This is a genomic window from Streptomyces sp. NPDC014764 (assembly GCF_043082785.1).
Classification (GTDB): Bacteria; Actinomycetota; Actinomycetes; order Streptomycetales; family Streptomycetaceae; genus Streptomyces; species Streptomyces althioticus.
This window is the reverse complement of the sequence record NZ_JBIBXY010000019.1, coordinates 55,786-78,417: the sequence shown is the minus strand read 5'-3', so window position 1 is coordinate 78,417 and position 22,632 is coordinate 55,786. Positions and strand designations below refer to the sequence as shown.

The window sequence follows — 22,632 nt, the reverse complement described above, 5'->3', positions numbered from 1 at the left end:
GACCGGGTTCAGTGCTGCCCGGGCCAACTGCGTCGGCCGGTGTGCCGCCCGCCCGTTCACCGGGCGGGCGGCACCTCCGTGCTCAGTTCGCGTAGTCACCGACAAGAGCAGCACCCGTGGTGTGGTCACCGCGCTCGGTGATCTCGCCGGCCACCCAGGCGTCCACGCCGCGGTCCGCCAGCGTGGTCAGCGCCACGTCGACGGACTCCTGCGGCACCATGGCGATCATGCCGACGCCCATGTTCAGCGTCTTCTCCAGCTCCAGCCGCTCGACCGAGCCGGTCCGTCCGACCAGGTCGAACACCGGGGCGGGCGTCCAGGTGGAGCGGTCCACCGTGGCGTGCAGCCCGTCCGGGATCACCCGGGCGAGGTTGGCCGCCAGTCCGCCGCCGGTGACGTGGCTGAACGCGTGCACCTCGGCGGTGTGGATCAGCGACAGGCAGTCCAGCGAGTAGATCTTGGTGGGCTCCAGCAGCTCCTCGCCGAGGGTGCGGCCCAGCTCGTCGATCCGGGCGTCCAGCGACAGTCCCGCCCGCTCCAGCAGTACGTGGCGGACGAGCGAGTAGCCGTTGGAGTGAAGTCCCGAGGACGCCATGGCGATCACCGCGTCACCCGAACGGATGCGGTCGGCGCCCAGCAGCCGGTCGGCCTCCACCACGCCCGTACCGGCGCCGGCGACGTCGAAGTCGTCCGGACCCAGCAGACCCGGGTGCTCGGCCGTCTCGCCGCCCACCAGGGCGCATCCGGCCAGCACGCAGCCTTCCGCGATGCCCTTGACGATCGCCGCGACACGCTCGGGGTGGACCTTGCCGACGCAGATGTAGTCGGTCATGAACAGCGGCTCGGCGCCGCACACCACGATGTCGTCCATGACCATCGCGACCAGGTCGTGCCCGATGGAGTCGTACACGCCCATCTGGCGGGCGATGTCGACCTTGGTGCCGACGCCGTCCGTGGCGGAGGCGAGCAGCGGGCGCTCGTAGTTCTTCAGGGCGGAGGCGTCGAAGAGGCCGGCGAATCCGCCGAGGCCGCCGAGAACCTCGGGACGCTGCGTCTTCTTCACCCACTCCTTCATCAGCTCGACCGCGCGGTCGCCCGCTTCGATGTCGACGCCCGCCGCTGCGTAGCTGGCACCAGTGTTCTGGGACATGGCTGTGAGAGCTTTCGTGTCGTCCGTCAGGGCTTACGGGCGGCGGATCGCGTCGACCGCGGCCGGGGCGGCGGTGCCGGCGGCCAGCTCGGTCTCCAACAGCTGCTTGCCGAGGAGCTCGGGGTCGGGCAGCTCCATCGGGTACTCGCCGTCGAAGCAGGCGCGGCACAGGTTGGGCTTGGCGATGGTGGTCGCCTCGATCATGCCGTCGAGGGAGATGTACGCCAGGGAGTCGGCGCCGAGCGAGGTGCCGATCTCCTCGATGGTCATGCCGTTGGCGATCAGCTCGGCGCGGGTGGCGAAGTCGATGCCGAAGAAGCAGGGCCACTTCACGGGCGGCGAGGAGATCCGGATGTGGACCTCGGCGGCGCCCGCCTCACGGAGCATGCGGACCAGGGCCCGCTGGGTGTTGCCGCGCACGATCGAGTCGTCCACGACGACCAGGCGCTTGCCCTTGATGACTTCCTTGAGCGGGTTGAGCTTCAGACGGATGCCCAGCTGCCGGATGGTCTGCGACGGCTGGATGAACGTCCGGCCGACGTACGCGTTCTTGACCAGGCCGGCGCCGAAGGGGATGCCGGAGGCCTCCGCGTAACCGATGGCGGCGGGCGTGCCGGACTCCGGCGTCGCTATCACCAGGTCGGCCTCGGCCGGGGCCTCAGCAGCGAGCTTCCGGCCCATCTCGACGCGCGAGAGGTAGACGTTCCGCCCGGCGATGTCGGTGTCGGGGCGGGCCAGGTACACGTACTCGAAGACGCATCCCTTGGGCTTCGCTTCCGCGAACCGGGACGTTCGCAGTCCGTTCTGGTCGATGGCGACGAACTCGCCCGGCTCGATCTCACGGACGTAGCTCGCGCCGCAGATGTCGAGGGCGGCGGACTCGGAGGCGACCACCCAGCCGCGCTCCAGTCGGCCGAGGACCAGCGGACGGATGCCCTGCGGGTCGCGCGCCGCGTAGAGGGTGTTCTCGTCCATGAAGACGAGGCTGAAGGCGCCTTTGACCTTGGGCAGGACCACATGCGCGGCCTGCTCCACGGTGACCGGCTCGCCGTCGGCGGCGCGCTGGCCGGCCAGCAGGGCGGTGATCAGGTCGGTGTCGTTGGTCGCGGCCACCTTGGGCGCGCGGCCGTTCTCCTTGGGGAGCTCGGCGACCATGTCGGCGAGCTGCGCCGTGTTGACCAGGTTGCCGTTGTGGCCGAGCGCGATGGATCCGTGCGCGGTGGCGCGGAACGTCGGCTGGGCGTTCTCCCACACGGAGGCTCCGGTGGTCGAGTAGCGGGCGTGACCGACCGCGATGTGACCTTGCAGGGAGCCGAGCGAGGTTTCGTCGAAGACCTGGGACACGAGGCCCATGTCCTTGAAGACGAGGATCTGGGAGCCGTTGCTGACCGCGATTCCCGCGGATTCCTGGCCCCGATGCTGGAGGGCGTAGAGCCCGAAGTACGTGAGCTTGGCGACCTCTTCGCCCGGAGCCCAGACACCGAAGACGCCGCAAGCGTCCTGGGGGCCTTTCTCACCGGGGAGCAGGTCGTGGTTGAGTCGTCCGTCACCACGTGGCACGTCTCCGAGTGTAGGCGAGATCGACCACTGGTCCGAATGCGGGATGTGGCCGCACGGGTGGATCAGCGCGCCGCGACGGCCCGTACCTCGGTGCCGTTTTGGCTGGTCAGCGTAAGGGTGTCGCCGTCCACCGCATATCGGGCGGGGCCGTTGAAGAGCTTCGTCAGGGCCTTCTCGGCGTCCATGAGTGAGTCTTCGCACATCATTCGGGTCAGGGACGGGACGCCGAGGGTGATATGGCCGTCGCGCACGGTGGCCTTCGCCCGGACCCGGTTGCATCCCAGGTTCCCGGAGACCACGCCGCGCTCCCGGTCGAAGGTGAGATGGGCACGGCCGGCGCCGTCGGGGGTGGTGACGTTCCAGCGGGTGCCGTGCACCGGGCTGTCCTGGGCCTCGCTGAGTCGCACGGTGTCGCCGGACGCAGTGGTCAGCGTGAGGCGGTCGCCTTCGACGTCGGCCTTCAGTTCTCCGGCGGCCAGAGCACGGGAGACGGCGCTCTCGCCCGCCATGACCCGGTCGTCGCAGGCCCGCAGGGTGGTCTCGGGGGCGGTCAGGCGGACGCGGTCGCCGTCGGTGCGGACGCGGGCCTCGAAGAGGTTGCAGCCGTAGTTGCCGGTGGCGCGTCCGTCCTCGCCGAGGGTGAGGTGGGCGCCGTCGGGGGCACGGTGGGTGGCGCCGTCCACGGTGACGCTGTCGACGTTCCAGCGGACGCCGGTGACCGGCCGCTCCGCCTCGGCGGCGCCGCTTCCGGCGCCCGCCTTCTCGCTGCCGCAGGCCGCGGCGAACGGGACGACGAGCACGGCAACGGCCGCCAGGGTCCTGCGCGAGGTGTGCTTCTGTCGGTCCATGCCGCTTCGACGGAAGGGCGGAGCGGGCGGTTCCCTCCGGTTCCGGCGTCCGTCTCCTGGTGCCCGTCCGTCGTGCCGTCCCTCGGCGCCCGTCTTGGCGTCCGTCCCTCAGCCGAGCAGCGGCAGGTACGGCCCGAGGTCGGCGCGCTCGCCGCTCGCGCTGACCTCGGCCGAGGCCAAGGCCTCCGTCCAGGAGAGCCGGCCGCCGGCCAGCCGGATCCAGGTGAGCGGGCCGGTCTCCACCACGTTCGGCGGGGTGCCGCGCGTGTGCCGGGGCCCCTCGACGCACTGCACCACCGCGAACGGCGGGACGCGCACCTCCGTGGAGCCGCCGGGCGCCTTCGCGGCGAGCGCGTCGGCCAGCAGCCGGACGCAGGTGGCCAGCGCCTGCCGGTCGTACGGGACGTCCAGGCCGGGGAGGGCGGCGTTCAGGTCGTCGGTGTGGACGACCAGCTCCACGGCGCGGGTGACCACGTAGTCGGTGAGGGGCAGGGCGCCCGCGCTGGTCGGGAGCAGCCTGCCGCTCGGGTGGGCGTCGAGGCGGACGGTGAAGCGCCGCTCGGCGTCCGCCAGGTAGGTGTCGAGGTCGGTGTGGCCTGCCGCGAGCCGGTGCGCGGTGTCCGCGATGGTTCCGGCGTCGGCGGCGATGGCGGCGGGCCAGTCGGTCAGCCGGGCGTCCTGCTTCGCGGGCTCCGGCTCGTCCAGCAGGCGGTCGACGGCCAGCAGCGCGACGCCGATGTGGGCGACCAGCTCCCGGACGGCCCAGTCGCCGAGCCGGGTCGGCGCGGCGAGCTGCTCCGGGCTGAGGGTGCCGACCGCGGTGCGCACGTGCCCGAACTGGGCCAGGACGGCGGCGCGGGTCTTGGCGGGGTCGTAGGAGCGGGGACGTTTCCTGGCCGGTGGCATGGCGGAAGCCTATGCGCGGGCGCCGACAGGTCGGGCCGGGACGTCGAACACCTCGTTGTTGCGGGGGACGCCGATGGCGCGCCAGGTGAACGGTATGCCGCGCGCGGTGTCCGGGTCGGGGCCGTCCATGAGCTGGAAGTGCAGGTGGGGCTCGGTGGAGTTGCCCGAGTTGCCGACCTGGGCGAGCACCTGGCCCGGGTGGACCCGGTCGCCCTCGCGGACGGTCAGTGAGCCGCGGCGGAGGTGGGCGTAGAGGGCGTAGGCGCCGTCGCCGAGGTCGAGGACCACGTGGTTGCCGAGGATCCTTCCGGCGCCGAGCAGGTCGCGGACGTTCGCCTCGAGGATCATCAGGTACGCGAGGGCGGGCAGCGAGCCGCGGCTGAGGTGGTCGCGGGCGGTGTCGGTGGCCCGCACGACGGTGGCATCGGCCACCGCGTGCAGCGGGGCGCCGTGGGCGGGGAAGTCGGCGTTGCGCCGGGCCACGGGCCACAGCGCGCGGAACGACGGGCGGGACCCCGGCTCGGGCTCGGCGACCACGTCGATGGCGAAGGTCTGGCCGTAGGCGTGGGTGTGGTGGCTGGGGGTGTGGTCCGCCGGGCTGTTCAGCGCGATCCAGCGGCCGGTCACCGGAGGCTCGACCTCGACGGGTGCCCGGGCGGCGCGGGCGCTGTCCGGGGCTCCGCCCCACCGGTTGGCGACGATCAGCACCGCGTACGCCAGCACCAGCGGCGCGAAGTCCCACCACACCGGATGGCCGAGGTCCAGCGCCACGTGGGCGATCACCAGGGCGAAGAAGGCGATCAGGAGCGCGCGGTAGGCGGTCTTGGCGAGTTTGCGTGCGGACATGCTTCCCCCAGTGCTCGTCGGTGCGGTCAGGGCCGCGCCGACGCCAGCGCCACCAGCAGCGGCACCACCCGGCCCGCCGGGATCTCGTGGCGGCCCCGGCCGGTGCTGTGCAGCCAGCCGGCGGCGGACAGCTGGCGCAGGTGGTGGTAGATCTGCCCGGTCGTGCCGATGTCGTCCAGCTCCGCCAGCTCGGCGGCGGTGCGGCGGCCGCCCGCTATCTCGCGGAGCAGCCGGAGCCGGACCGGGTGGCCGAGGGCCGCGAAGGACTCCGCGGCGTCCGGCCACTCGAAGGTGAGCAGGTCCGAGGTGAGCGCGCCGTGCTGCCAGTCGTACCGCTCGCCGGTCGGCAGCCGGACCGCGCCGGTGAACAGCACGCCTCCGTCGGCGGCCTTCAGCGCGGCGAGCTGCTCCTTGAGCCCTTCCAGGGCCCAGAAGTCACCCTCCTCCACGGGAGGAGCCGTGCGGTCGGCCGCTTCGAGCGCCGCGATGCGCCGCTCCAGCTCGGTCATGCGCTCTTCCAGTTCCACGAATTCGAGATTACGTAACTACGTAATCCTTCGCAAGTGTCTGTGCACACCTGTGGAAACACGTGGACAAGCACGCCGGTGGACAAGCACGCCTGTGGAGAAACGGCCCCGGCCCGGCGGCCGGCACGACGAAGCCCCCGCCGAAGAGGGCGGGGGCTTCGCGTGCAGAGGATGCCGGGGCTCAGGCCAGCAGCGCCGGGATCGTCCCCTCGTGGGCCTCGCGCAGGTCGGCCAGGGGCAGGGAGAACTCTCCCTGGACCTCGACCGTGTCGCCGTCGACGACACCGATGCGGGTGACCGGCAGGCCGCGCGCACCGCACATGTCGTTGAAGCGGACCTCCTCCGAGCGCGGCACGGCGACGACCGCGCGGCCGGCCGACTCGGAGAACAGGAAGGTGAACGCGTCCAGACCGTCCGGAACCACCAGACGTGCGCCCTTGCCGCCGAGCAGCGCGGACTCGACCACGGCCTGGATCAGACCGCCGTCCGACAGGTCGTGCGCGGAGTCGATCATGCCGTCGCGGGAGGCGGAGATCAGGATCTCGCCGAGCAGCCGCTCGCGCTCCAGGTCGACCTTCGGGGGCAGGCCGCCGAGGTGGTCGTGGATCACCTGCGACCAGGCCGAGCCGCCGAACTCCTCGCGGGTGTCGCCGAGGAGGTACAGCAGCTGGCCCTCCTCCTGGAAGGCGACCGGGGTGCGGCGGGCCACGTCGTCGATGACGCCGAGGACCGCGACCACCGGGGTCGGGTGGATGGCGGCCTCGCCCGTCTGGTTGTAGAGCGAGACGTTGCCGCCGGTCACCGGGGTGCCGAGCTGCTTGCAGCCGTCCGCCAGACCGCGCACGGCCTCCGCGAACTGCCACATGACCGCCGGGTCCTCCGGGGAGCCGAAGTTCAGGCAGTCGGAGACGGCGAGCGGCTTGGCGCCGGTCGTGGCGACGTTGCGGTACGCCTCCGCGAGAGCGAGCTGCGCGCCCGTGTAGGGGTCGAGCTTGGCGTAGCGGCCGTTGCCGTCGGTGGCGATCGCGACGCCGAGGCCTGACGCCTCGTCGATGCGGATCATGCCGGAGTCCTCGGGCTGGGCGAGGACGGTGTTGCCCTGCACGAAGTGGTCGTACTGCTGGGTGATCCACTGCTTGGACGCCTGGTTCGGCGAGCCGACCAGCTTCAGGACCTGGTCCTTCAGCTCCTCGCCCGTCGCCGGGCGCGGCAGCTTGTTCGCGTCGTCCGCCTGGAGCTCGTCCTGCCAGGACGGGCGGGCGTAGGGGCGCTCGTAGACCGGGCCGTCGTGCGCGACCGTGCGCGGGTCGACGTCGACGATCTTCTCGCCGTGCCAGAAGATCTCCAGGCGGTCGCCGTCGGTCACCTCGCCGATGACGGTGGCGATGACGTCCCACTTGTCGCAGATCTCGAGGAACCGGTCGACCTTGTCGGGCTCCACGACCGCGCACATGCGCTCCTGCGACTCGCTCATGAGGATCTCCTCGGGCGAGAGCGTGGAGTCGCGCAGCGGCACGTCGTCGAGGGTGACGCTCATACCGCCGGAGCCGTTGGAGGCGAGCTCGGAGGTGGCGCAGGACAGGCCGGCCGCGCCGAGGTCCTGGATGCCGACGACCAGCTTCTCGGCGAACGCCTCCAGGGTGCACTCGATGAGGAGCTTCTCCTGGAAGGGGTCGCCGACCTGCACCGCGGGGCGCTTCGAGGGCTTGGCGTCGTCGAACGTCTCGGAGGCCAGGATCGACGCGCCGCCGATGCCGTCACCGCCGGTGCGGGCCCCGTACAGGATGACCTTGTTGCCCGCGCCGGACGCCTTGGCGAGGTGGATGTCCTCGTGCCGCATGACACCGATGGCGCCGGCGTTGACCAGCGGGTTGCCCTGGTAGCAGGCGTCGAAGACGACCTCGCCGCCGATGTTCGGCAGGCCCAGGCAGTTGCCGTAGCCGCCGATGCCGGCCACCACGCCGGGCAGGACGCGCTTGGTGTCGGGGTGGTCGGCCGCGCCGAAGCGCAGCGGGTCCACGACCGCGACCGGGCGGGCGCCCATCGCGATGATGTCGCGCACGATGCCGCCGACGCCGGTGGCCGCGCCCTGGTAGGGCTCGACGTAGGAGGGGTGGTTGTGCGACTCGACCTTGAAGGTGACGGCGTAGCCCTGGCCGACGTCCACGACGCCGGCGTTCTCGCCGATGCCGACGAGCAGGGCGTCGGACTCGGGGGCCTTCTCGCCGAACTGGCGCAGGTGGACCTTGGAGGACTTGTACGAGCAGTGCTCGGACCACATCACCGAGTACATGGCGAGCTCGGCGCCGGTCGGGCGGCGGCCGAGGATCTCCACGACCCGCTCGTACTCGTCCTTCTTCAGGCCCAGCTCGGCCCAGGGCAGCTCGACGTCGGGGGTCGCGGCCGCGTTGTCGACCGTGTCCAGGGGCGTCTTGCTCATGCGTTGACCAGCTTCTTGAGGATCGACGTGAAGAAGGGCAGGCCGTCGGTACGGCCCGTACCGATCAGCGACTCGACGGCGTGCTCGGGGTGCGGCATCAGGCCGACGACGTTCCCGGCCTCGTTGGTGATGCCGGCGATGTCGTTGAGCGAGCCGTTCGGGTTGACGTCGAGGTAGCGGAACGCGACCCGCCCCTCGGCCTCCAGCTTGTCCAGCGTGTACCGGTCGGCTACGTAGCGGCCGTCCATGTTCTTCAGCGGGATGTGGATCTCCTGGCCGGCCTCGTAGTCCGTGGTCCAGGCGGTGTCCGCGTTCTCCACCCGCAGCTTCTGGTCGCGGCAGATGAAGTGCAGGTGGTCGTTGCCCAGCATGCCGCCGGGGAGCAGGTGCGCCTCGGTGAGGATCTGGAAGCCGTTGCAGATGCCGAGCACCGGCAGACCGGCCTTGGCCTGGTCGATGACGGTGTCCATGACCGGCGAGAAGCGCGCGATGGCGCCGGCGCGCAGATAGTCGCCGTAACTGAAACCGCCGCAGAGCACCACGGCGTCGACCTGCTTGAGGTCCTTGTCCTTGTGCCAGAGAGCGACGGGTTCGGCGCCGGCGACGCGGATCGCGCGCTGGGTGTCCCGGTCGTCGAGGCTGCCCGGGAAAGTGACGACGCCAATACGAGCGGTCACTTGGCCGCCTCCGCGACTTCCTCGACCCGGACGGTGAAGTCCTCGATCACGGTGTTGGCGAGGAAGGATTCCGCAAGATCGTGGATACGGGCGAGCGCGGTCTCGTCGACCGGCCCGTCAACTTCCAGTTCGAATCGCTTTCCCTGACGGACGTCCGAGATCCCTTCGAAACCCAGACGCGGCAGTGCGCGCTGCACCGCCTGGCCCTGGGGGTCGAGGATCTCCGGCTTGAGCATGACGTCGACTACGACGCGTGCCACTGGCACTCCCGGTGTGTGGTGCTGAGCAGGTCCCTTCAGACTACCCGTACAAAATTTCTACGCGAGTAGAGTTGTAGGAAACTACGTGAGCACCGTCACGATTCGGCATCGCCGGGAGACTCCCTGGAAAAGATCCGGGAAAGATCCGCGATCTCCCCCACAGCGCTATTGCGCCCGGACACGCGGGCAGATTTAGTCGGGCTTCCCATTGCATTGCCGGGCACTGTACAAATGAATTGTCATTAGCAGATACTTTGCCCGATTACAGGCGGACAGCCGACATCTCGGCGACCGTACCGGCACGTCGTCAGGACGGCCGGACGGAAGAGGTGTCGCACGAAGGGACCGATATTCGTGGCGCAGAAGGTCGTGGTCACTCTCTTCGACGACATCGACGGCTCGGAAGCGGCGGAAACGATCGCCTTCGGGATCGACGGCACGTCGTACGAGATCGACCTGAACGAAACCAATGCCAGGAAACTGCGCGAGGCGCTCGAGCCCTACGTGGACGCCGGCCGCAAGCGCGCCCGCTCCGGCAAGGCCTACCGGCAGACCGAGGTCGCCCCGGACCCGGCCGCCGTACGCGCCTGGGCGCAGGCGAACCGGATGGACGTCCCGGCCCGCGGCCGCATTCCCAAGAAGGTCTACGAGGCGTTCGCCGCGGCCCGCTGAACCACACCCGGCCCGGCACGCGGAACCGCACCCGCGTGCGGAGCCGGCCCCGGCCGGGTGACCCCGCCGACGGGCGGTCACCGGGCGCTCCGGGCAACCGACTTGCGCAGCCCCCCTGCTGATCAGCTAAAGTCTGGAGCACGCCGAGGGGCGAGGCCGAAAGGCCCGGCCCGAGGACATGCGGGTGTAGTTCAGTAGTAGAACATCCCCCTTCCAGGGGGAAGGCGCAGTGTGCAATTCCTGTCACCCGCTCTGCACCACTTCACCGACCACGCTTGTGGATCAGGTAGGCTGGTGCCCGCGCCGATCGGTGAGAGCCGGTCGGAGGCAATGCGGACGTAGCTCAGTTGGTAGAGCGCAACCTTGCCAAGGTTGAGGTCGCGAGTTCGAGCCTCGTCGTCCGCTCGGGAACAAGACCCCGGTCCATCGGACCGGGGTCTTTCGTGTTCCAGCCTCAACGGTCCTGTCCCGACTGACATTTGTCATGTCCGGTGATGACACCGCGCACTGCCGGGCTCCTCCGTCCGCCGCAATGCTCGAGGCATGGAAACCAACGGACTTGAGCACGTGATCGAGGTCACAGGCCTGCGGCGCGTCTACGGGGGCGGGTTCGAAGCGGTGCGCGGCGTCGACTTCACCGTGCGACGCGGGGAGATCTTCGCCCTGCTGGGCACCAACGGCGCCGGGAAGACCTCCACCGTCGAACTCCTCGAAGGACTGGCCCCGCCGGCCGGCGGACGGGTACGGGTCCTCGGCCACGACCCGTACACCGAGCGCGCCTCCGTACGGCACCGCACCGGCGTGATGCTCCAGGAGGGCGGCTTCCCCTCCGAGCTGACCGTCGCCGAGACCGCCCGTATGTGGGCCGGCTGCGTCAGCGGCGCGCGCCCCGAGCGGGAGGTGCTGACCATGGTGGGCCTCGGCTCCAAGACCGACGTCCGGGTCAAGCAGCTGTCCGGCGGGCAACGGCGCCGTCTGGACCTGGCGCTCGCGCTGCTCGGCGACCCCGAGGTGCTGTTCCTCGATGAGCCGACCACCGGGCTCGACGCCGAAGGCCGCCGCGCCACCTGGGAGTTGGTGAGCGCCCTGCGCGACTCCGGCACCACCGTGCTGCTCACCACGCACTACCTGGAAGAGGCCGAGAACCTCGCCGACCGGCTCGCGATCATGCACGAGGGCCGGATCGCCGTCACCGGCACCCCCGCCGAGGTCACCGCGACCGAGCCGTCCCGGATCACCTTCGACCTGCCCGACGGCTACCACCTGGGCGACCTCCCGCCGCTCGGACCGATGGGCGTGGACGACCACACCGTGGACGGCCGCACCGTCCGGCTGCGGACCCGCGACCTCCAGCGCTCGGCCACCGAGCTGCTGCTGTGGGCACGGGACGCGGGCGTGGAGCTGCGCCGGCTCGACGTGCGCTCGGCCTCCCTGGAGGAGGCCTTCCTCACCATCGCCAAGGACGCCTCGGCCCCGGCGGGGAACGGCGTGACCACGGAGGAGTACGCGGCATGAGCATCACCACGACCACCCCGACCGGCCGGATGGCCTCTCTGGCCCGGGCCGAACTGACCCTGCTGGGACGCAACAAGAGCGCCCTCGTCGCCGGGCTCTTCGTGCCGCTGATCCTGCCGGTCAGCGTGCGCTCCGCCGCCGAGGAGATGAACCTCGCGGAGGCCGGGCTCACCCCCGGTGAGCTGGTCCTGCCCGCCGCCGTCGGCTTCTCGCTGCTCTTCGCCGTGTACTCCACCCTCGTCGGCGTCTACGTCGTCCGGCGCGAGGAGCTGGTGCTGAAGCGGCTGCGCACGGGCGAGCTGCGGGACGCGGAGATCCTCTCCGGGGCCGCGCTCCCCGCCGTCCTCACCGGGCTGCTGCAGTGCCTGCTGCTGATCACGGGCTGCGCCGTGCTGCTCGACCTGTCCGCGCCCTCCGCGCCGCACCTGGTCGTGCTCGGCCTTCTGCTGGGCCTCGTGATGAGCGCGGCGCTCGCCGCCGCCACCGCGAGCTGGACCCGGACCGGCGAGAGCGCCCAGGTCACGCCCATGCCGCTGATGTTCGCCTCGATGCTGGGCTCCGGAATGTTCGTCCCGCTGGAGCTGTTCCCGGACCGTCTGGCGTCCGTCTGCGAGCTGCTGCCGCTGACCCCGGTCGTCACCCTGGTGCGCGGCGGCTGGACCGGCGACCTCTCGGCCGGGGACGCCCTCGGTGCCCTGGCGGTGGCGCTGGCCTGGACCGCGGTGGCGGTGTTTGCTGTACGGCGGCGGTTCCGCTGGGAGCCGCGGCGCTGAGGCGCCGGCCAGGGCGAAGGGCGCCCGCACGGCTGTGACCGGTGCGGCGTCGGAGATCGGCAGGAACAGGAGCGGCGGATGGCGGGCCCGGGCGGCTGGTGGGGGCGCAAGAGCACACCCGCGAAGGTCGAGACGTACACGCGGTGGTCGTTCCACTTCATCGCGCTGTCCGAGCCGACGGTGATCGGGGTGACCGCGTTCGGGCACGTGGAGGCGCGGTTCGCGCTGCTCGTGATGGTGCCGGTCGCGGCGCACGTCGCGCTGGCCATGGTGACCGCCTCCCGCGCCCTGGACTGGACGGTCGGCCGGCGTCCCCAGCCGCTGCGGCTGCTGTGGGCGCTCGGCGCCGCGACCGCCGCGGTCGCGGTCGCTGCCGTCGCTCTCGGCCGGCACGGCCCCGGCGGGGCCGGGGAGGACACCGGCACCGTCCTGGGCTCGGTCTTCGGCGCCACGCTCTGCTACGGCGTGGGTCTGATGGCCCTCGGGATGAAGCACCGGCGTCGCGTCGTCTGGCTCGTCCTCGGGTTCGGGACGGGCGCGGGCCTGGCGGCCTGGGCAGTCGGCATGCCGGCCCTCGCCGCGCTGACGACGGCGGCGTTCGTGACGGCCGCGAGCGGCTTCTTCGCCGCCACCTCCGCCTTCTCCATCTGGCTGCTCAATGCCGTCTACACCCTCGACGAGGCACGGGAGACGCGGGCCCGGCTCGCGGTCGCCGAGGAGCGGCTGCGGTTCGGACGGGACCTGCACGACGTGATGGGCAGGAACCTCGCCGTGATCGCCCTCAAGAGCGAGCTGGCCGTCCAGCTGGCGCGGCGCGAGCGGCCCGAGGCGGTCGAGCAGATGATCGAGGTGCAGCGCATCGCCCAGGAGTCCCAGCGGGAGGTGCGCGAGGTGGTGCGCGGCTACCGCCGGGCCGACCTGGAGGCCGAACTCCACGGCGCCCGTGGCGTGCTGCGCGCGGCCGGGATCGACTGCGAGATCGGCGGCGCCACCGACGGGCTGCCCGCCGAGGTGCAGTCCGCGCTGGGCTGGGTGGTGCGGGAGGCGACCACCAACGTGCTGCGGCACGGGGACGCGAAGAAGTGCACCGTCAAGGTGCGGAGGCCGGAGGGGCGTGTGGTGCTGACGGTGCGGAACGACGGGGCGACCGCCCCGCACGGGTCGTCCCGCACGGGCGGAACGGGGCTGGCCGGACTGCGGGAGCGGCTGTCCGCCGTCGGCGGCACGCTGGACGCCGGGGAGGCCGGGAACGGCGAGTTCCGGCTCGTCGCCGAGGTCCCGCTCACCGCGCGACCCGCGCTGGAGGTCGCCTCGTGACCGGCATGGTGCGGCTGCTGCTCGCCGACGACGAGCATCTGATCCGCGGGGCGCTGGCCGCCCTGCTGTCCCTGGAGGACGACCTGCTGGTGGTCGCCGAGGCCGCGTCCGGCCCGGAGGCCCTGGCGATGGCGCGGGCGCACGTGCCGGACGTCGCCGTGCTGGACCTCCAGATGCCCGGCGCGGACGGTGTGAAGGTCGCCACAGCCCTGCGGGCGGAGCTGCCCGGCTGCCAGGTGCTGATCGTGACCGGGCACGGACGCCCGGGCCATCTCAAGCGGGCGCTCGCGGCGGGGGTGCGGGGGTTCGTCCCCAAGACCGTCAGCGCCCAGCGGCTCGCGGAGATCATCCGCACCGTGCACGCGGGAAACCGCTACGTCGACCCCGAGTTGGCCGCCGACGCGATCGCGGCGGGCGACTCGCCGCTGACCGCGCGCGAGGCGGAGGTGCTGGAGCTGGCGGCGGACGGGGCGCCCGTGGCGGAGATCGCGGATCGGGCCCGGCTGTCCCAGGGGACCGTGCGGAACTATCTCTCCTCCGCCGTCTCGAAGCTCGGCGCGGAGAACCGCCACACCGCGGTGCGTCTCGCCCGCCAGCGCGGTTGGGTATAGTGGTGCTCGCGCCACGGCGCAGCAGGCGAACGTAGCTCAGTTGGTAGAGCGCAACCTTGCCAAGGTTGAGGTCGCGAGTTCGAACCTCGTCGTTCGCTCAGAGGACGAAGGCCCCGGTCGATGACCGGGGCCTTCGTCGTGTGCCGCCGTCCGTCTCCCGGGGCCGGGGGCGTCCCCCGGCCCCGGCCCGGTGTCAGCTCCAGGTGGTGCCCGTCAGGCGCTCGTACGCCTCCACGTACTTCGCCCGGGTGGCGTCCACGACCTGCTGCGGCAGCGCGGGCGGCGGCTGCTCGCTCTTCCGGTCCCAGCCCGACTCCGCCGAGGTCAGCCAGTCCCGGACGAACTGCTTGTCGTACGAAGGCTGCGCCCGCCCCGGCTCCCACTGGTCGGCCGGCCAGAAGCGGGACGAGTCGGGGGTGAGCACCTCGTCCGCGATGACCAGGCTGTCCCCGTCGTACCCGAACTCGAACTTGGTGTCCGCGAGGATGATGCCCCGGTCCCGGGCGATGTCCCGGGCGCGGGAGTAGGCGGCGAGGGTGGCCTGGCGCAGCTGGGCGGCGGTCTCCGCGCCGACCTGGCGGGCGACCTCCTCGTAGGAGACGTTCTCGTCGTGCTCGCCGACGGCGGCCTTGGTGGCCGGGGTGAAGATCGGGGCGGGCAGCTCGGAGCCGTCGACCAGACCGTGCGGGAGGGCCAGCCCGCAGACCGTCCGGCTCTCGTCGTACTCGACGAGCCCCGACCCGGTGAGGTAGCCGCGGGCCACGCACTCCACCGGGACCATGTTCAGCGACCTGCACACCAGCGTGCGGCCCGCCCAGTCGGCGGGGGCGCCCTCGGGGAGGTCGGTGCCCAGGACGTGGTTGGGGAGCAGATCGGCGAGCTGGTCGAACCACCACAGGGAGAGCTGGGTGAGCACCCGGCCCTTGTCCGGGATCTCGGTGGGCAGCACCCAGTCGTAGGCGGAGATGCGGTCGCTGGCGACCATCACGAGGTCGCCCGCCTCGTTCCGGTACAGCTCGCGCACCTTGCCGGTGTGCAGATGCACCAGGCCCGGAACCTGGATCGGCTCGGGCTTGTCGACGAATCCGGACACGGTTCCTCCGCGTGGTTGAACAGAAGGGACGCCCGCAGCGCTCCCGGCTCCCGCACGAGCTCCCGGAGGGCGGTGGCGGGAGGGGGCCGGACGCTACGTCGATTCTCCCGTATGTGCGGACGGGACGGCGGTCGGGGTGGTGCGGCCGGGTTCGCCGGGCGCCGGTCCCGTGCCCGGCGTCAGTCGCGTTTGCGGATGCGGTCGAGCAGGTTGGCGGTGGCCCGCTGGACGCGGGGGTCGGCGTGCCCCGGCCGGTCCAGCGCCGGCGACCAGCCGAGCGTGCCCGAGGCGAACACCCACGCCCCGGACGGCGCGCGGTACAGGGACGTCTCCTGATGGCGCCGGGCGCCCTGCCGGTCGCCGTACGGGGAGTGCGCGAGCAGGATGCGCTCCTCGTGGGCGGGCAGCGGGGTGCGCGGGTAGTAGCGGTCGGCCCCGCCCGCCACCAGGCCGTCGAGGACGTCGCCCTCGTGCGCGCCGGTCCCCTCCCACAGCCAGTGGCCGGCGTTGCGGACGATCAGCGGGCGCGGTCTCGGCACGGGACCCGCGTACTGGATGCCGAGCAGCAGCTGCTCCGCGCGGTCGTTCTCCCGCCACGGGGCGGGTCCGGACCGGCCCCGGCGTCTGCCGCAGGTCAGCAGGCGGTCGGCGCCGGACGGGGAAGGGGCCAGCTCGATCTGCCGGTGCAGGGTGCGGGCGGAGAGGAACACCAGCGAGGTGCCGTGCTCCCGGGCGCGCTCCACGGCCGCGCGCATCTCCACCGTCCAGTACTCGTCCCGGCCGGGGAAGACGAGCCCCCGGTGGCGGGCCGGGTCGACGCGCCCCGCGTGCAGGTCGCGGGCGGTGGCGTGGGCGAGGTCGAAGCCGTAGCGCTCCGCCCAGCGGATCACGTCGTAGGCGTGCCCGGCGTGCGGCGGGAGCCCGTCGCCCGCGTAGGGGCGGTCGAAGGTGACGGTCGTGACCGGGTCGTCCGCCTCGTGCTCGTCGTCGGCGGGGGGTGCGAGGCTCGCGCCGGTGCGGCCGTCCGCCGCCGGGTACGCGTTGTACGCCTGCCAGGTCAGGTCCGGCAGCACCAGCAGCAGGTCCGCCGGGCGGTCGTCCCGCACGGTGAACGGCACGTGCGCCTGGTGCCGGCCGTCCTCCGTGGCCAGCACGGCGACGTACGCGCCGGTGCTCCAGTACGTCGGGACCGGCAGCCGCCAGGACAGCCACCAGTGGTGGCAGGAGACGGTGCGCCCCGCGGTGAGCGGCGGGAGCTGCGCCGTGCCGTGGAGGCGGGGGCTCGTGGTGATCTCGGCGGCGCCCCGGCCTTCGTAGTGGCCGATGCGGTGGACCGTGACGCGGAACGGGCGGGGCGGGTCGACGGTGACGTGGAAGTCGACGGAGTCGCCGGGGGCGACGGCGGAGGGGGAGGCGAAACCTTCGATGCGGCCGTCGGCGTCGTGGGGCGAGGGGACCGGCCAGGGGAAGGTGACGGGTGCGAAGGGGTCCCCGCCGTCGGGTGCCGGTGCCCCTGTCGCTTCGTGCCGGATCCGCTCCGGTCGCATGCCGTTCCCCCTCCCCTGAGCGTGAACGGCCCCAGCACATCACATTCCGCACGGGTGTCGTCACCGTTCGTCGCGCGTGCGTTGAAGTGGAGGAACACGCTCCGGACGGGGCGGGCAGGGCGCGGCTCAGGCGAGGCGTACGGGCTTCTCCGGGCGTATGCCCTGCCGGGTGAGCCAGGTCCCGAGGCCCGAGGGGTCGCCGTCCTCGATGAGGGTCAGCACCTGGGGCGGAAGGTCGGTGGCGCGGGTGCCGCCGACGAGGAGGGTGGGCCCGTCGAGCCAGTCGAGACCGGGGACGGCGCCCACGGTGTCCATCGCCGCGCAGCAGACCATCGCGGTGATGTGGTCGGCGAGCAGCTCCCGTCCGGTGCGGGGCGGCTGGAGAGGGAAGAGGGGGAGCGCGCGGTCGTCGCGGAAGGGGTCGGGATCGGACGCCGCGGCCCCCCGGGGACCGGCCGGGACGGCGGCCGCGGCCGCCTCCTCGCGGGCCAGCTCGGCCGTGAGGCGCGCGGCGAGGGCGGCGCTGCGGGCGGTGCCGCCGCCGAGGTCGTCCTCGTCCTGGGCGACGCCCGGGACGGGCGCCGGGGGCAGGTCGGGTCCGGCGGTGAGATGGGTCAGGACGCGGGCGAGGGTGGGGCCGTCGGCAGCCCGGGTCTCCTCGTCCGCGGGCGGTACGCGCAGGGCGTCGAGTATCCGGTGCAGGCGGGCGGCGTCGGTGCGCCACTTGCGGTCGACGACCTCCTCCGGATAGTCGCCCCAGTGGACCGGCGACCAGTCGGGGCCGGTCTCCGCCGGGCCGCCGTGGAAGAGGCGGGCTGCGAGCAGGGAGGTGGCCTCGTCGACCGCGCCGGGCTCCTCCAGCAGGTCGCAGGCGGGGCGCTCCCCGAGCCGGGAGGCGAACCCCTCGGCCAGCCGGTCCCGGCGCGACAGCTCGGTGAGGGCGGCGACGACGCCCGCGTTGAGCCGGGAGGGCCAGCGGCCCATCCGCCAGGCGGGCAGCGCCACCCGGGTCAGCAGCCGGTCCCAGCCCGCGTAGGCGAGGCCGACCTGCTCCTGGGCGACGATCCGCAGGCCGTAGTCCACGGCCTTGGCGCGCTCGGCCGCGGCGGCGGCGACCCCGCGCTCCATCTCCGCGGCGTGCACCCGGCTGCCGTGCAGCAGCAGGCGGGCCACCCGGCCGACCCCGGCGAGCATCGCGCGGGAGACCGGCCCGCGGTCCGGCGCCGACGTGACGGCGACCGCGGCGTCCAGGCCCCGGACGAAGCGCCGGGCGGCGGCTATGTCCGGGTGCGCCGACGGTCCCGTGCCGGCGACGACCGGGGCGAGCAAGGCGCGCAGCTCGGCCACGCGCATCCACCACAGGAACGGCGAGCCGATGACCAGCACCGGCGCGGCGGGCGCGCGGCGGGACGGCCGGCCCGCGTGGGCCACGTCGTCGTGCTCCTCCGGCGGCGGGGGCGCGTGCGCCGGATGTGTACGGTCCTCCAGCCAGCTGTCGCAGTCCGGGGTGAGCGCTATCGCGGACGGCGCGGGGACGCCGAGGCGGTCGGCGAGGTCACGCACCATCCGGTACAGGTCCGGCGCCGACTCCTCGGCGATCGGCACGGTGGGGGTGACGGCGGGCCGGGCGCGGGCGACGACCAGGGCGACACCGGCGGCGAGCAGCAGCACCAGCACCGCGAGGGGCGTGACGATCCGGCGGGCCACGTCCCAGCCGGGGCCGGTCATGTGGCCGGTGGACCCGCCGGCCAGGAGGATCACCGCGGCGGCGGCGGGCAGCAGCGCGACGGCCAGCGCCCGGCTGCGGACGCGCAGCACGTCCAGCGCCCGGGCTCTGGCGCCCGGAGCTCCCTGCTCTCTTCCCGCACCGCTCATGCTCATGACCCGCCCTCACCCCCTCCCGGCGCCTGACACGGTCCTGGCTTGCCCATGCCCCCACTGTGGCACCCGCCACCGACATCGCAATGCCGGTGGGCCAAGTGCCGGAACGCTTGCGCGGCACCCTAGTTGGGGCCTTGGCCCCCGTCAGCCGGATGGCACATCGCTCACTCGATGGAATGGCTTTGGGGAGAGGTGGTCGACGGACGGCAAAGGTCAGGCCCCGGATCCTGGGGGATCCGGGGCCTGGGGTGACCTGGGCGTCGCGCGGGCCGGTTACGCGTCCTCCGCCGCCTTGCGCGCGATGTCGGTGCGGTGCTGGGAGCCGTCGAGGCCGATACGGGAGACCGCACGGTAGGCGCGGTCGCGGGCCTCGGCGAGGTCCTTGCCGGTCGCCGTCACGGACAGCACGCGCCCGCCCGCGCTGACGACCGTGTCGCCCTCGAGCCGGGTCCCGGCGTGCAGGACGTACGCGTGCGGGGCGTCCTGGGCGGCGACCTCGTCGAGGCCGGTGACCGGGTCACCGGTGCGCGGGGTGCCGGGGTAGTTGTGCGAGGCGACGACCACGGTGACCGCGGCGTCGTCGCTCCAGCGGACCGGCTCCAGGTGGGCGAGGTTGCCGGTGGCGGCGGCCATCAGCAGCCCGGCCAGCGGGGTCCTCAGCCGGGCCAGGACCACCTGGGTCTCGGGGTCGCCGAACCGGGCGTTGAACTCGATCACGCGCACACCGCGCGAGGTGATCGCGAGACCGGCGTAGAGCAGACCGGAGAACGGAGTGCCGCGGCGGCGCATCTCGTCCACGGTCGGCTGGAGCACGGTCTGGAGGACCTCGTCGACCAGCTTGGGGTCGGCCCAGGGCAACGGGGAGTACGCCCCCATGCCGCCGGTGTTCGGGCCCTCGTCGCCGTCCAGCGCGCGCTTGAAGTCCTGCGCGGGCTGAAGGGGCACGACGGTCTCGCCGTCGGTGATCGCGAAGAGGGAGACCTCGGGGCCGTCGAGGAACTCCTCGACGACGACACTCCCCCGCTGCCCGGACGGCGCGGGAGGCGCCCCCAGACAGGCGGCGGCGTGCGCGCGGGCCGCCTCGATGTCGTCGGTCACGACGACGCCCTTGCCGGCCGCGAGCCCGTCGTCCTTCACCACGTACGGGGCGCCGAAGGCCTTGAAAGCCGCGTCGGCCTCGTCCGGGGTGGTGCAGACGTAGGAGCGGGCGGTCGGCACGCCGGCCGCGGCCATCACGTCCTTCGCGAAGGCCTTGGAGCCCTCGAGCCGCGCCGCCTCCTTGGAGGGGCCGAAGACGGGGATGCCCGCCTCGCGCACGGCGTCGCCGACCCCGGCGACCAGGGGCGCCTCGGGGCCGACCACCACGAGGTCCGCGCCCAGCCGCACGGCCAGTGCGGACACGGCGGCGCCGTCGAGGGCGTCGACCTGGTGCAGCTCGGCGACCTCGGTGATGCCGGCGTTGCCGGGCGCGCAGTGCAGCGCGGTGACATCGGGGTCGAGGGACAGGGAGTGGCACAGGGCGTGTTCGCGGGCGCCGCTGCCGATGACGAGGACCTTCACGGGGGTCAGCCTAACGGCAGCCGGCGGGCACGCTTTGTGCGGGCTTCCGAAGGGGCGGGGAGCGCGCTGTTGTGCGTTCCTCCGAACGAGCTGGTCAGGGCGCCGGGAGCGGGGTGCGGACTGCGGGCGCCCCGCCCGTCGCACCCGCTCGTACTACTCGTTCGTGATCTCCTCGACGACCGTCGCGCCCAGCTCGCGGACGAGCAGCTCCTTCCCGGAGAGGGCGGACTCGTCGAGGTCGGGATCGTCGTCCGCCGGGATGTCGTCCTCGGGCGAGACCGGGGGCGGCTCCGGGGCGGCGGGCCGGGAGGGGGCGGCCGGGGCGGGCGTGGAGGGGGCGGGGGAAGGAGACGAGGGGGCCGACGCCTGGGGGGTGGAGGGGCGTCGGGTGTCGGCGGGGCCGCCACCGCCGGGCGCCCCGTAACCACCGCCGCTCGGTGTCCCGTAGCCGCCGCCACCACCGCGGCCGCCGGACGGGCCGCCCGCGGTACCGGACGCGGCCGGGGAGCCACCGCCGGACGGGTCGACGACCGCCTCGATCTTCCACTGCACGTTGAACTGCTCGGTCAGCGCCTGACGCAGCACGTCCTCGCTGCCGCTGCTGAGGAAGTTGTCGCGGGCGCCCGCGTTCACGAAGCCGAGCTGGAGCGTCGTGCCGTCGAAACCGGTCACCTGGGCGTTCTGACTGAGCAGGATCCAGGTGAAGCGGCGGCGGTTCTTGACCGTCTCCAGGATGTTCGGCCAGAGCATGCGGGGGTCGAGCCCGCCGCCTCCGCCGGGAGGCGCAGAGGGTGCGGCCGGCGCAGAGGGCGCGGACGGGGCCGCGGAGGCCGGCGGGGCGGTGGGCTGCGGCGACTGCGCCCTGCTCGCGCCGCCGCCCGCGGAGGCGGCCGTGGGCCAGCCGCCGGGCCGCCGGCCCGCGCCGCCGCCCGCGGGGGCGGCGGCGGGCCAGGCGCCGGGGGCGGTGGCTGCGGGCGCCGACGGAGCGGGTGCCGGTGCGGCGGCGGCCGGGGGCGACTGAGGGGCGGCGGGGGGCGGAGTCGGGGCGGGAGCCTCCGCCTCCGGCTGGGGCTGCGTCCGGGCCGGGGGAGCCATGGGCGACGGGGGAGCCATGGACGACGGGGGCGTCGGCTGGCCCTGTGCCCGTACGGCGGCGCGGGCCGCGGCGGGGCCGCCGCCGGGCTCGACGACGTCCTGCGGAGCCGGAGCTGCCGCCCCCTGGTGGGCCTCCGGGCCGGGGGCGTACCCCATGGCGGGCACGCCGCCGGCGGCACCGCCCGCGGAGAACTGCACACCGCGCTCGATGCGGTCGAGCCGGGCCATCAGCGAGCGCTCGTCGCCGTACGCGGCGGGCAGCAGCACGCGCGCGCAGATCAGCTCCAGCTGGAGCCGGGGCGAGGTGGCGCCGCGCATCTCGGTGAGGCCCTCGTTGACGATGTCGGCGGCACGGCCGAGCTCGGCGGGCCCGAACGTGCCGGCCTGCGCCTGCATGCGCTCGAGCACGTCGGCGGGGGCGTCGATGAGGCCCTTGTCCGCGGCGTCGGGAACGGCGGCCAGGATGACGAGGTCACGCAGCCGCTCCAGCAGGTCGGCGACGAAACGGCGCGGGTCGTTGCCGCCCTCGATCACCCGGTCGACGACCTCGAAGGCGGCGGCGCCGTCACCGGTGGCGAAGGCCTCGACGACGGAGTCGAGCAGCGAGCCGTCCGTGTAACCGAGCAGGGAGGTGGCCATGGCATACGTCACGCCTTCCTCCCCGGCGCCGGCGAGCAGCTGGTCCATGACGGACATGGAGTCACGCACGGAACCGGCGCCGGCCCGCACCACGAGCGGCAGCACGCCCTCCTCGACGGCGATGCCCTCCTTCTGGCACACCTCGCCGAGGTACTCGCGGAGCGTGCCGGGCGGCACCAGCCGGAACGGGTAGTGGTGCGTGCGCGACCGGATGGTCCCGATGACCTTCTCGGGCTCGGTGGTCGCGAAGATGAACTTCAGGTGCTCCGGCGGCTCCTCGACGACCTTGAGCAGCGCGTTGAAGCCGGCCGACGTGACCATGTGGGCCTCGTCGATGATGTAGATCTTGTACCGGCTGGACGCGGGCCCGAAGAACGCCTTCTCCCGCAGGTCACGGGCGTCGTCCACACCGCCGTGGGACGCGGCGTCGATCTCGATGACGTCGATCGAACCGGGCCCGTTGCGCGCGAGGTCGCGGCAGGACTGGCAGGTGCCGCACGGGGTGGGGGTGGGCCCCTGCTCGCAGTTCAGGCACCGCGCGAGGATCCGGGCACTGGTCGTCTTGCCGCAGCCGCGGGGTCCGCTGAACAGGTACGCGTGATTGACCCGGTTGTTCCGCAGCGCCTGCTGCAGCGGGTCGGTGACATGCTCCTGCCCGATGACCTCGGCGAAGGACTCGGGTCGGTAGCGGCGGTACAGCGCGAGAGACGACACG

General features: G+C 73.0%; 19 protein-coding genes and 3 tRNA genes. 8 read left to right on the top strand and 14 right to left on the bottom strand.

The window, feature by feature from the left end; genetic code table 11:
• Positions 1-82: 82 nt before the first annotated feature.
• The 9 genes from purM to purS all read right to left on the bottom strand — a co-directional run bounded on the left by purM (position 83) and on the right by purS (position 9,214).
• Positions 83-1,150 (bottom strand): phosphoribosylformylglycinamidine cyclo-ligase, encoded by a 1,068-nt coding sequence (gene purM / locus ACF1AG_RS30005; RefSeq protein WP_359600957.1) that lies wholly within the window; start codon positions 1,148-1,150, stop codon positions 83-85.
• A gap of 33 nt (positions 1,151-1,183) precedes the next feature.
• The gene (gene purF / locus ACF1AG_RS30000; RefSeq protein ID WP_359600958.1) at positions 1,184-2,710 is read right to left on the bottom strand and encodes an amidophosphoribosyltransferase; all 1,527 of its coding nucleotides are present in this window, start codon (positions 2,708-2,710) and stop codon (positions 1,184-1,186) included.
• A 62-nt stretch (positions 2,711-2,772) separates the two neighbouring features.
• Entirely contained in the window at positions 2,773-3,558 is a 786-nt protein-coding gene (locus ACF1AG_RS29995) for an META domain-containing protein (RefSeq protein ID WP_391810695.1), read from the bottom strand.
• A gap of 108 nt (positions 3,559-3,666) precedes the next feature.
• Positions 3,667-4,464: a sterol carrier family protein gene (locus ACF1AG_RS29990; RefSeq protein WP_391810694.1), complete on the bottom strand. Its 798-nt coding sequence runs from the start codon at positions 4,462-4,464 to the stop codon at positions 3,667-3,669.
• Positions 4,465-4,473: 9 nt separating this feature from the next.
• Positions 4,474-5,310: a M23 family metallopeptidase gene (locus ACF1AG_RS29985; protein WP_359600961.1), complete on the bottom strand. Its 837-nt coding sequence runs from the start codon at positions 5,308-5,310 to the stop codon at positions 4,474-4,476.
• Between the two features lie 26 nt (positions 5,311-5,336).
• Positions 5,337-5,819 carry an ArsR/SmtB family transcription factor gene (locus ACF1AG_RS29980; protein WP_391810702.1) on the bottom strand — a complete coding sequence of 161 codons (483 nt, stop codon included), beginning with the start codon at positions 5,817-5,819 and terminating at the stop codon, positions 5,337-5,339.
• Between the two features lie 199 nt (positions 5,820-6,018).
• Positions 6,019-8,277 carry a phosphoribosylformylglycinamidine synthase subunit PurL gene (gene purL / locus ACF1AG_RS29975; protein WP_359600962.1) on the bottom strand — a complete coding sequence of 753 codons (2,259 nt, stop codon included), beginning with the start codon at positions 8,275-8,277 and terminating at the stop codon, positions 6,019-6,021.
• Positions 8,274-8,954 (bottom strand): phosphoribosylformylglycinamidine synthase subunit PurQ, encoded by a 681-nt coding sequence (gene purQ, locus ACF1AG_RS29970; protein WP_190004518.1) that lies wholly within the window; start codon positions 8,952-8,954, stop codon positions 8,274-8,276. Before purQ ends, purL begins: the two co-directional genes overlap by 4 nt.
• On the bottom strand, positions 8,951-9,214 hold the full coding sequence (gene purS / locus ACF1AG_RS29965) for a phosphoribosylformylglycinamidine synthase subunit PurS (RefSeq protein WP_031065570.1): 264 nt from the start codon (positions 9,212-9,214) through the stop codon (positions 8,951-8,953). The genes purQ and purS overlap by 4 nt, the downstream gene beginning before the upstream one ends.
• A 354-nt stretch (positions 9,215-9,568) precedes the next feature.
• Here purS and ACF1AG_RS29960 point away from each other — a divergent pair, with 354 nt between their 5' ends.
• From ACF1AG_RS29960 to ACF1AG_RS29925, 8 genes are all read left to right on the top strand, one after another.
• Positions 9,569-9,886 (top strand): Lsr2 family protein, encoded by a 318-nt coding sequence (locus ACF1AG_RS29960; RefSeq protein ID WP_006133354.1) that lies wholly within the window; start codon positions 9,569-9,571, stop codon positions 9,884-9,886.
• A gap of 180 nt (positions 9,887-10,066) precedes the next feature.
• Positions 10,067-10,138: transfer RNA gene (locus ACF1AG_RS29955), tRNA-Gly, on the top strand.
• 80 nt (positions 10,139-10,218) lie between these two features.
• Positions 10,219-10,291: transfer RNA gene (locus tag ACF1AG_RS29950), tRNA-Gly, on the top strand.
• Positions 10,292-10,429: 138 nt separating this feature from the next.
• Positions 10,430-11,401, top strand: a complete 972-nt coding sequence (locus ACF1AG_RS29945) for an ABC transporter ATP-binding protein (RefSeq protein ID WP_387798596.1) — start codon at positions 10,430-10,432, stop codon at positions 11,399-11,401.
• On the top strand, positions 11,398-12,174 hold the full coding sequence (locus ACF1AG_RS29940) for an ABC transporter permease (protein WP_359600964.1): 777 nt from the start codon (positions 11,398-11,400) through the stop codon (positions 12,172-12,174). Before ACF1AG_RS29945 ends, ACF1AG_RS29940 begins: the two co-directional genes overlap by 4 nt.
• A 78-nt stretch (positions 12,175-12,252) precedes the next feature.
• Positions 12,253-13,491, top strand: a complete 1,239-nt coding sequence (locus tag ACF1AG_RS29935; RefSeq protein ID WP_359600965.1) for a sensor histidine kinase — start codon at positions 12,253-12,255, stop codon at positions 13,489-13,491.
• Between the two features lie 5 nt (positions 13,492-13,496).
• Positions 13,497-14,102, top strand: a complete 606-nt coding sequence (locus ACF1AG_RS29930) for a response regulator (protein ID WP_391810701.1) — start codon at positions 13,497-13,499, stop codon at positions 14,100-14,102.
• Between the two features lie 25 nt (positions 14,103-14,127).
• A tRNA-Gly gene (locus tag ACF1AG_RS29925) sits at positions 14,128-14,200 on the top strand.
• 95 nt (positions 14,201-14,295) lie between these two features.
• On the opposite strand, the gene ACF1AG_RS29920 is transcribed toward ACF1AG_RS29925, so the two are convergent.
• The 5 genes from ACF1AG_RS29920 to ACF1AG_RS29900 form a co-directional block, all read right to left on the bottom strand.
• Positions 14,296-15,195 carry a phosphoribosylaminoimidazolesuccinocarboxamide synthase gene (locus ACF1AG_RS29920; RefSeq protein ID WP_359600966.1) on the bottom strand — a complete coding sequence of 300 codons (900 nt, stop codon included), beginning with the start codon at positions 15,193-15,195 and terminating at the stop codon, positions 14,296-14,298.
• Positions 15,196-15,374: 179 nt separating this feature from the next.
• A complete protein-coding gene (locus tag ACF1AG_RS29915; protein ID WP_391810693.1) occupies positions 15,375-16,742 on the bottom strand; it encodes a N,N-dimethylformamidase beta subunit family domain-containing protein in 1,368 nt (455 codons plus the stop codon).
• 126 nt (positions 16,743-16,868) lie between these two features.
• Positions 16,869-18,623 carry a hypothetical protein gene (locus ACF1AG_RS29910; protein ID WP_391810692.1) on the bottom strand — a complete coding sequence of 585 codons (1,755 nt, stop codon included), beginning with the start codon at positions 18,621-18,623 and terminating at the stop codon, positions 16,869-16,871.
• A 273-nt stretch (positions 18,624-18,896) separates the two neighbouring features.
• Positions 18,897-20,183: a phosphoribosylamine--glycine ligase gene (gene purD / locus ACF1AG_RS29905; protein ID WP_359600969.1), complete on the bottom strand. Its 1,287-nt coding sequence runs from the start codon at positions 20,181-20,183 to the stop codon at positions 18,897-18,899.
• Positions 20,184-20,336: 153 nt separating this feature from the next.
• Positions 20,337-22,631, bottom strand: coding sequence for a DNA polymerase III subunit gamma and tau (locus ACF1AG_RS29900; protein WP_391810691.1), 2,295 nt, complete (start codon positions 22,629-22,631; stop codon positions 20,337-20,339).
• Position 22,632 lies beyond the last annotated feature (1 nt).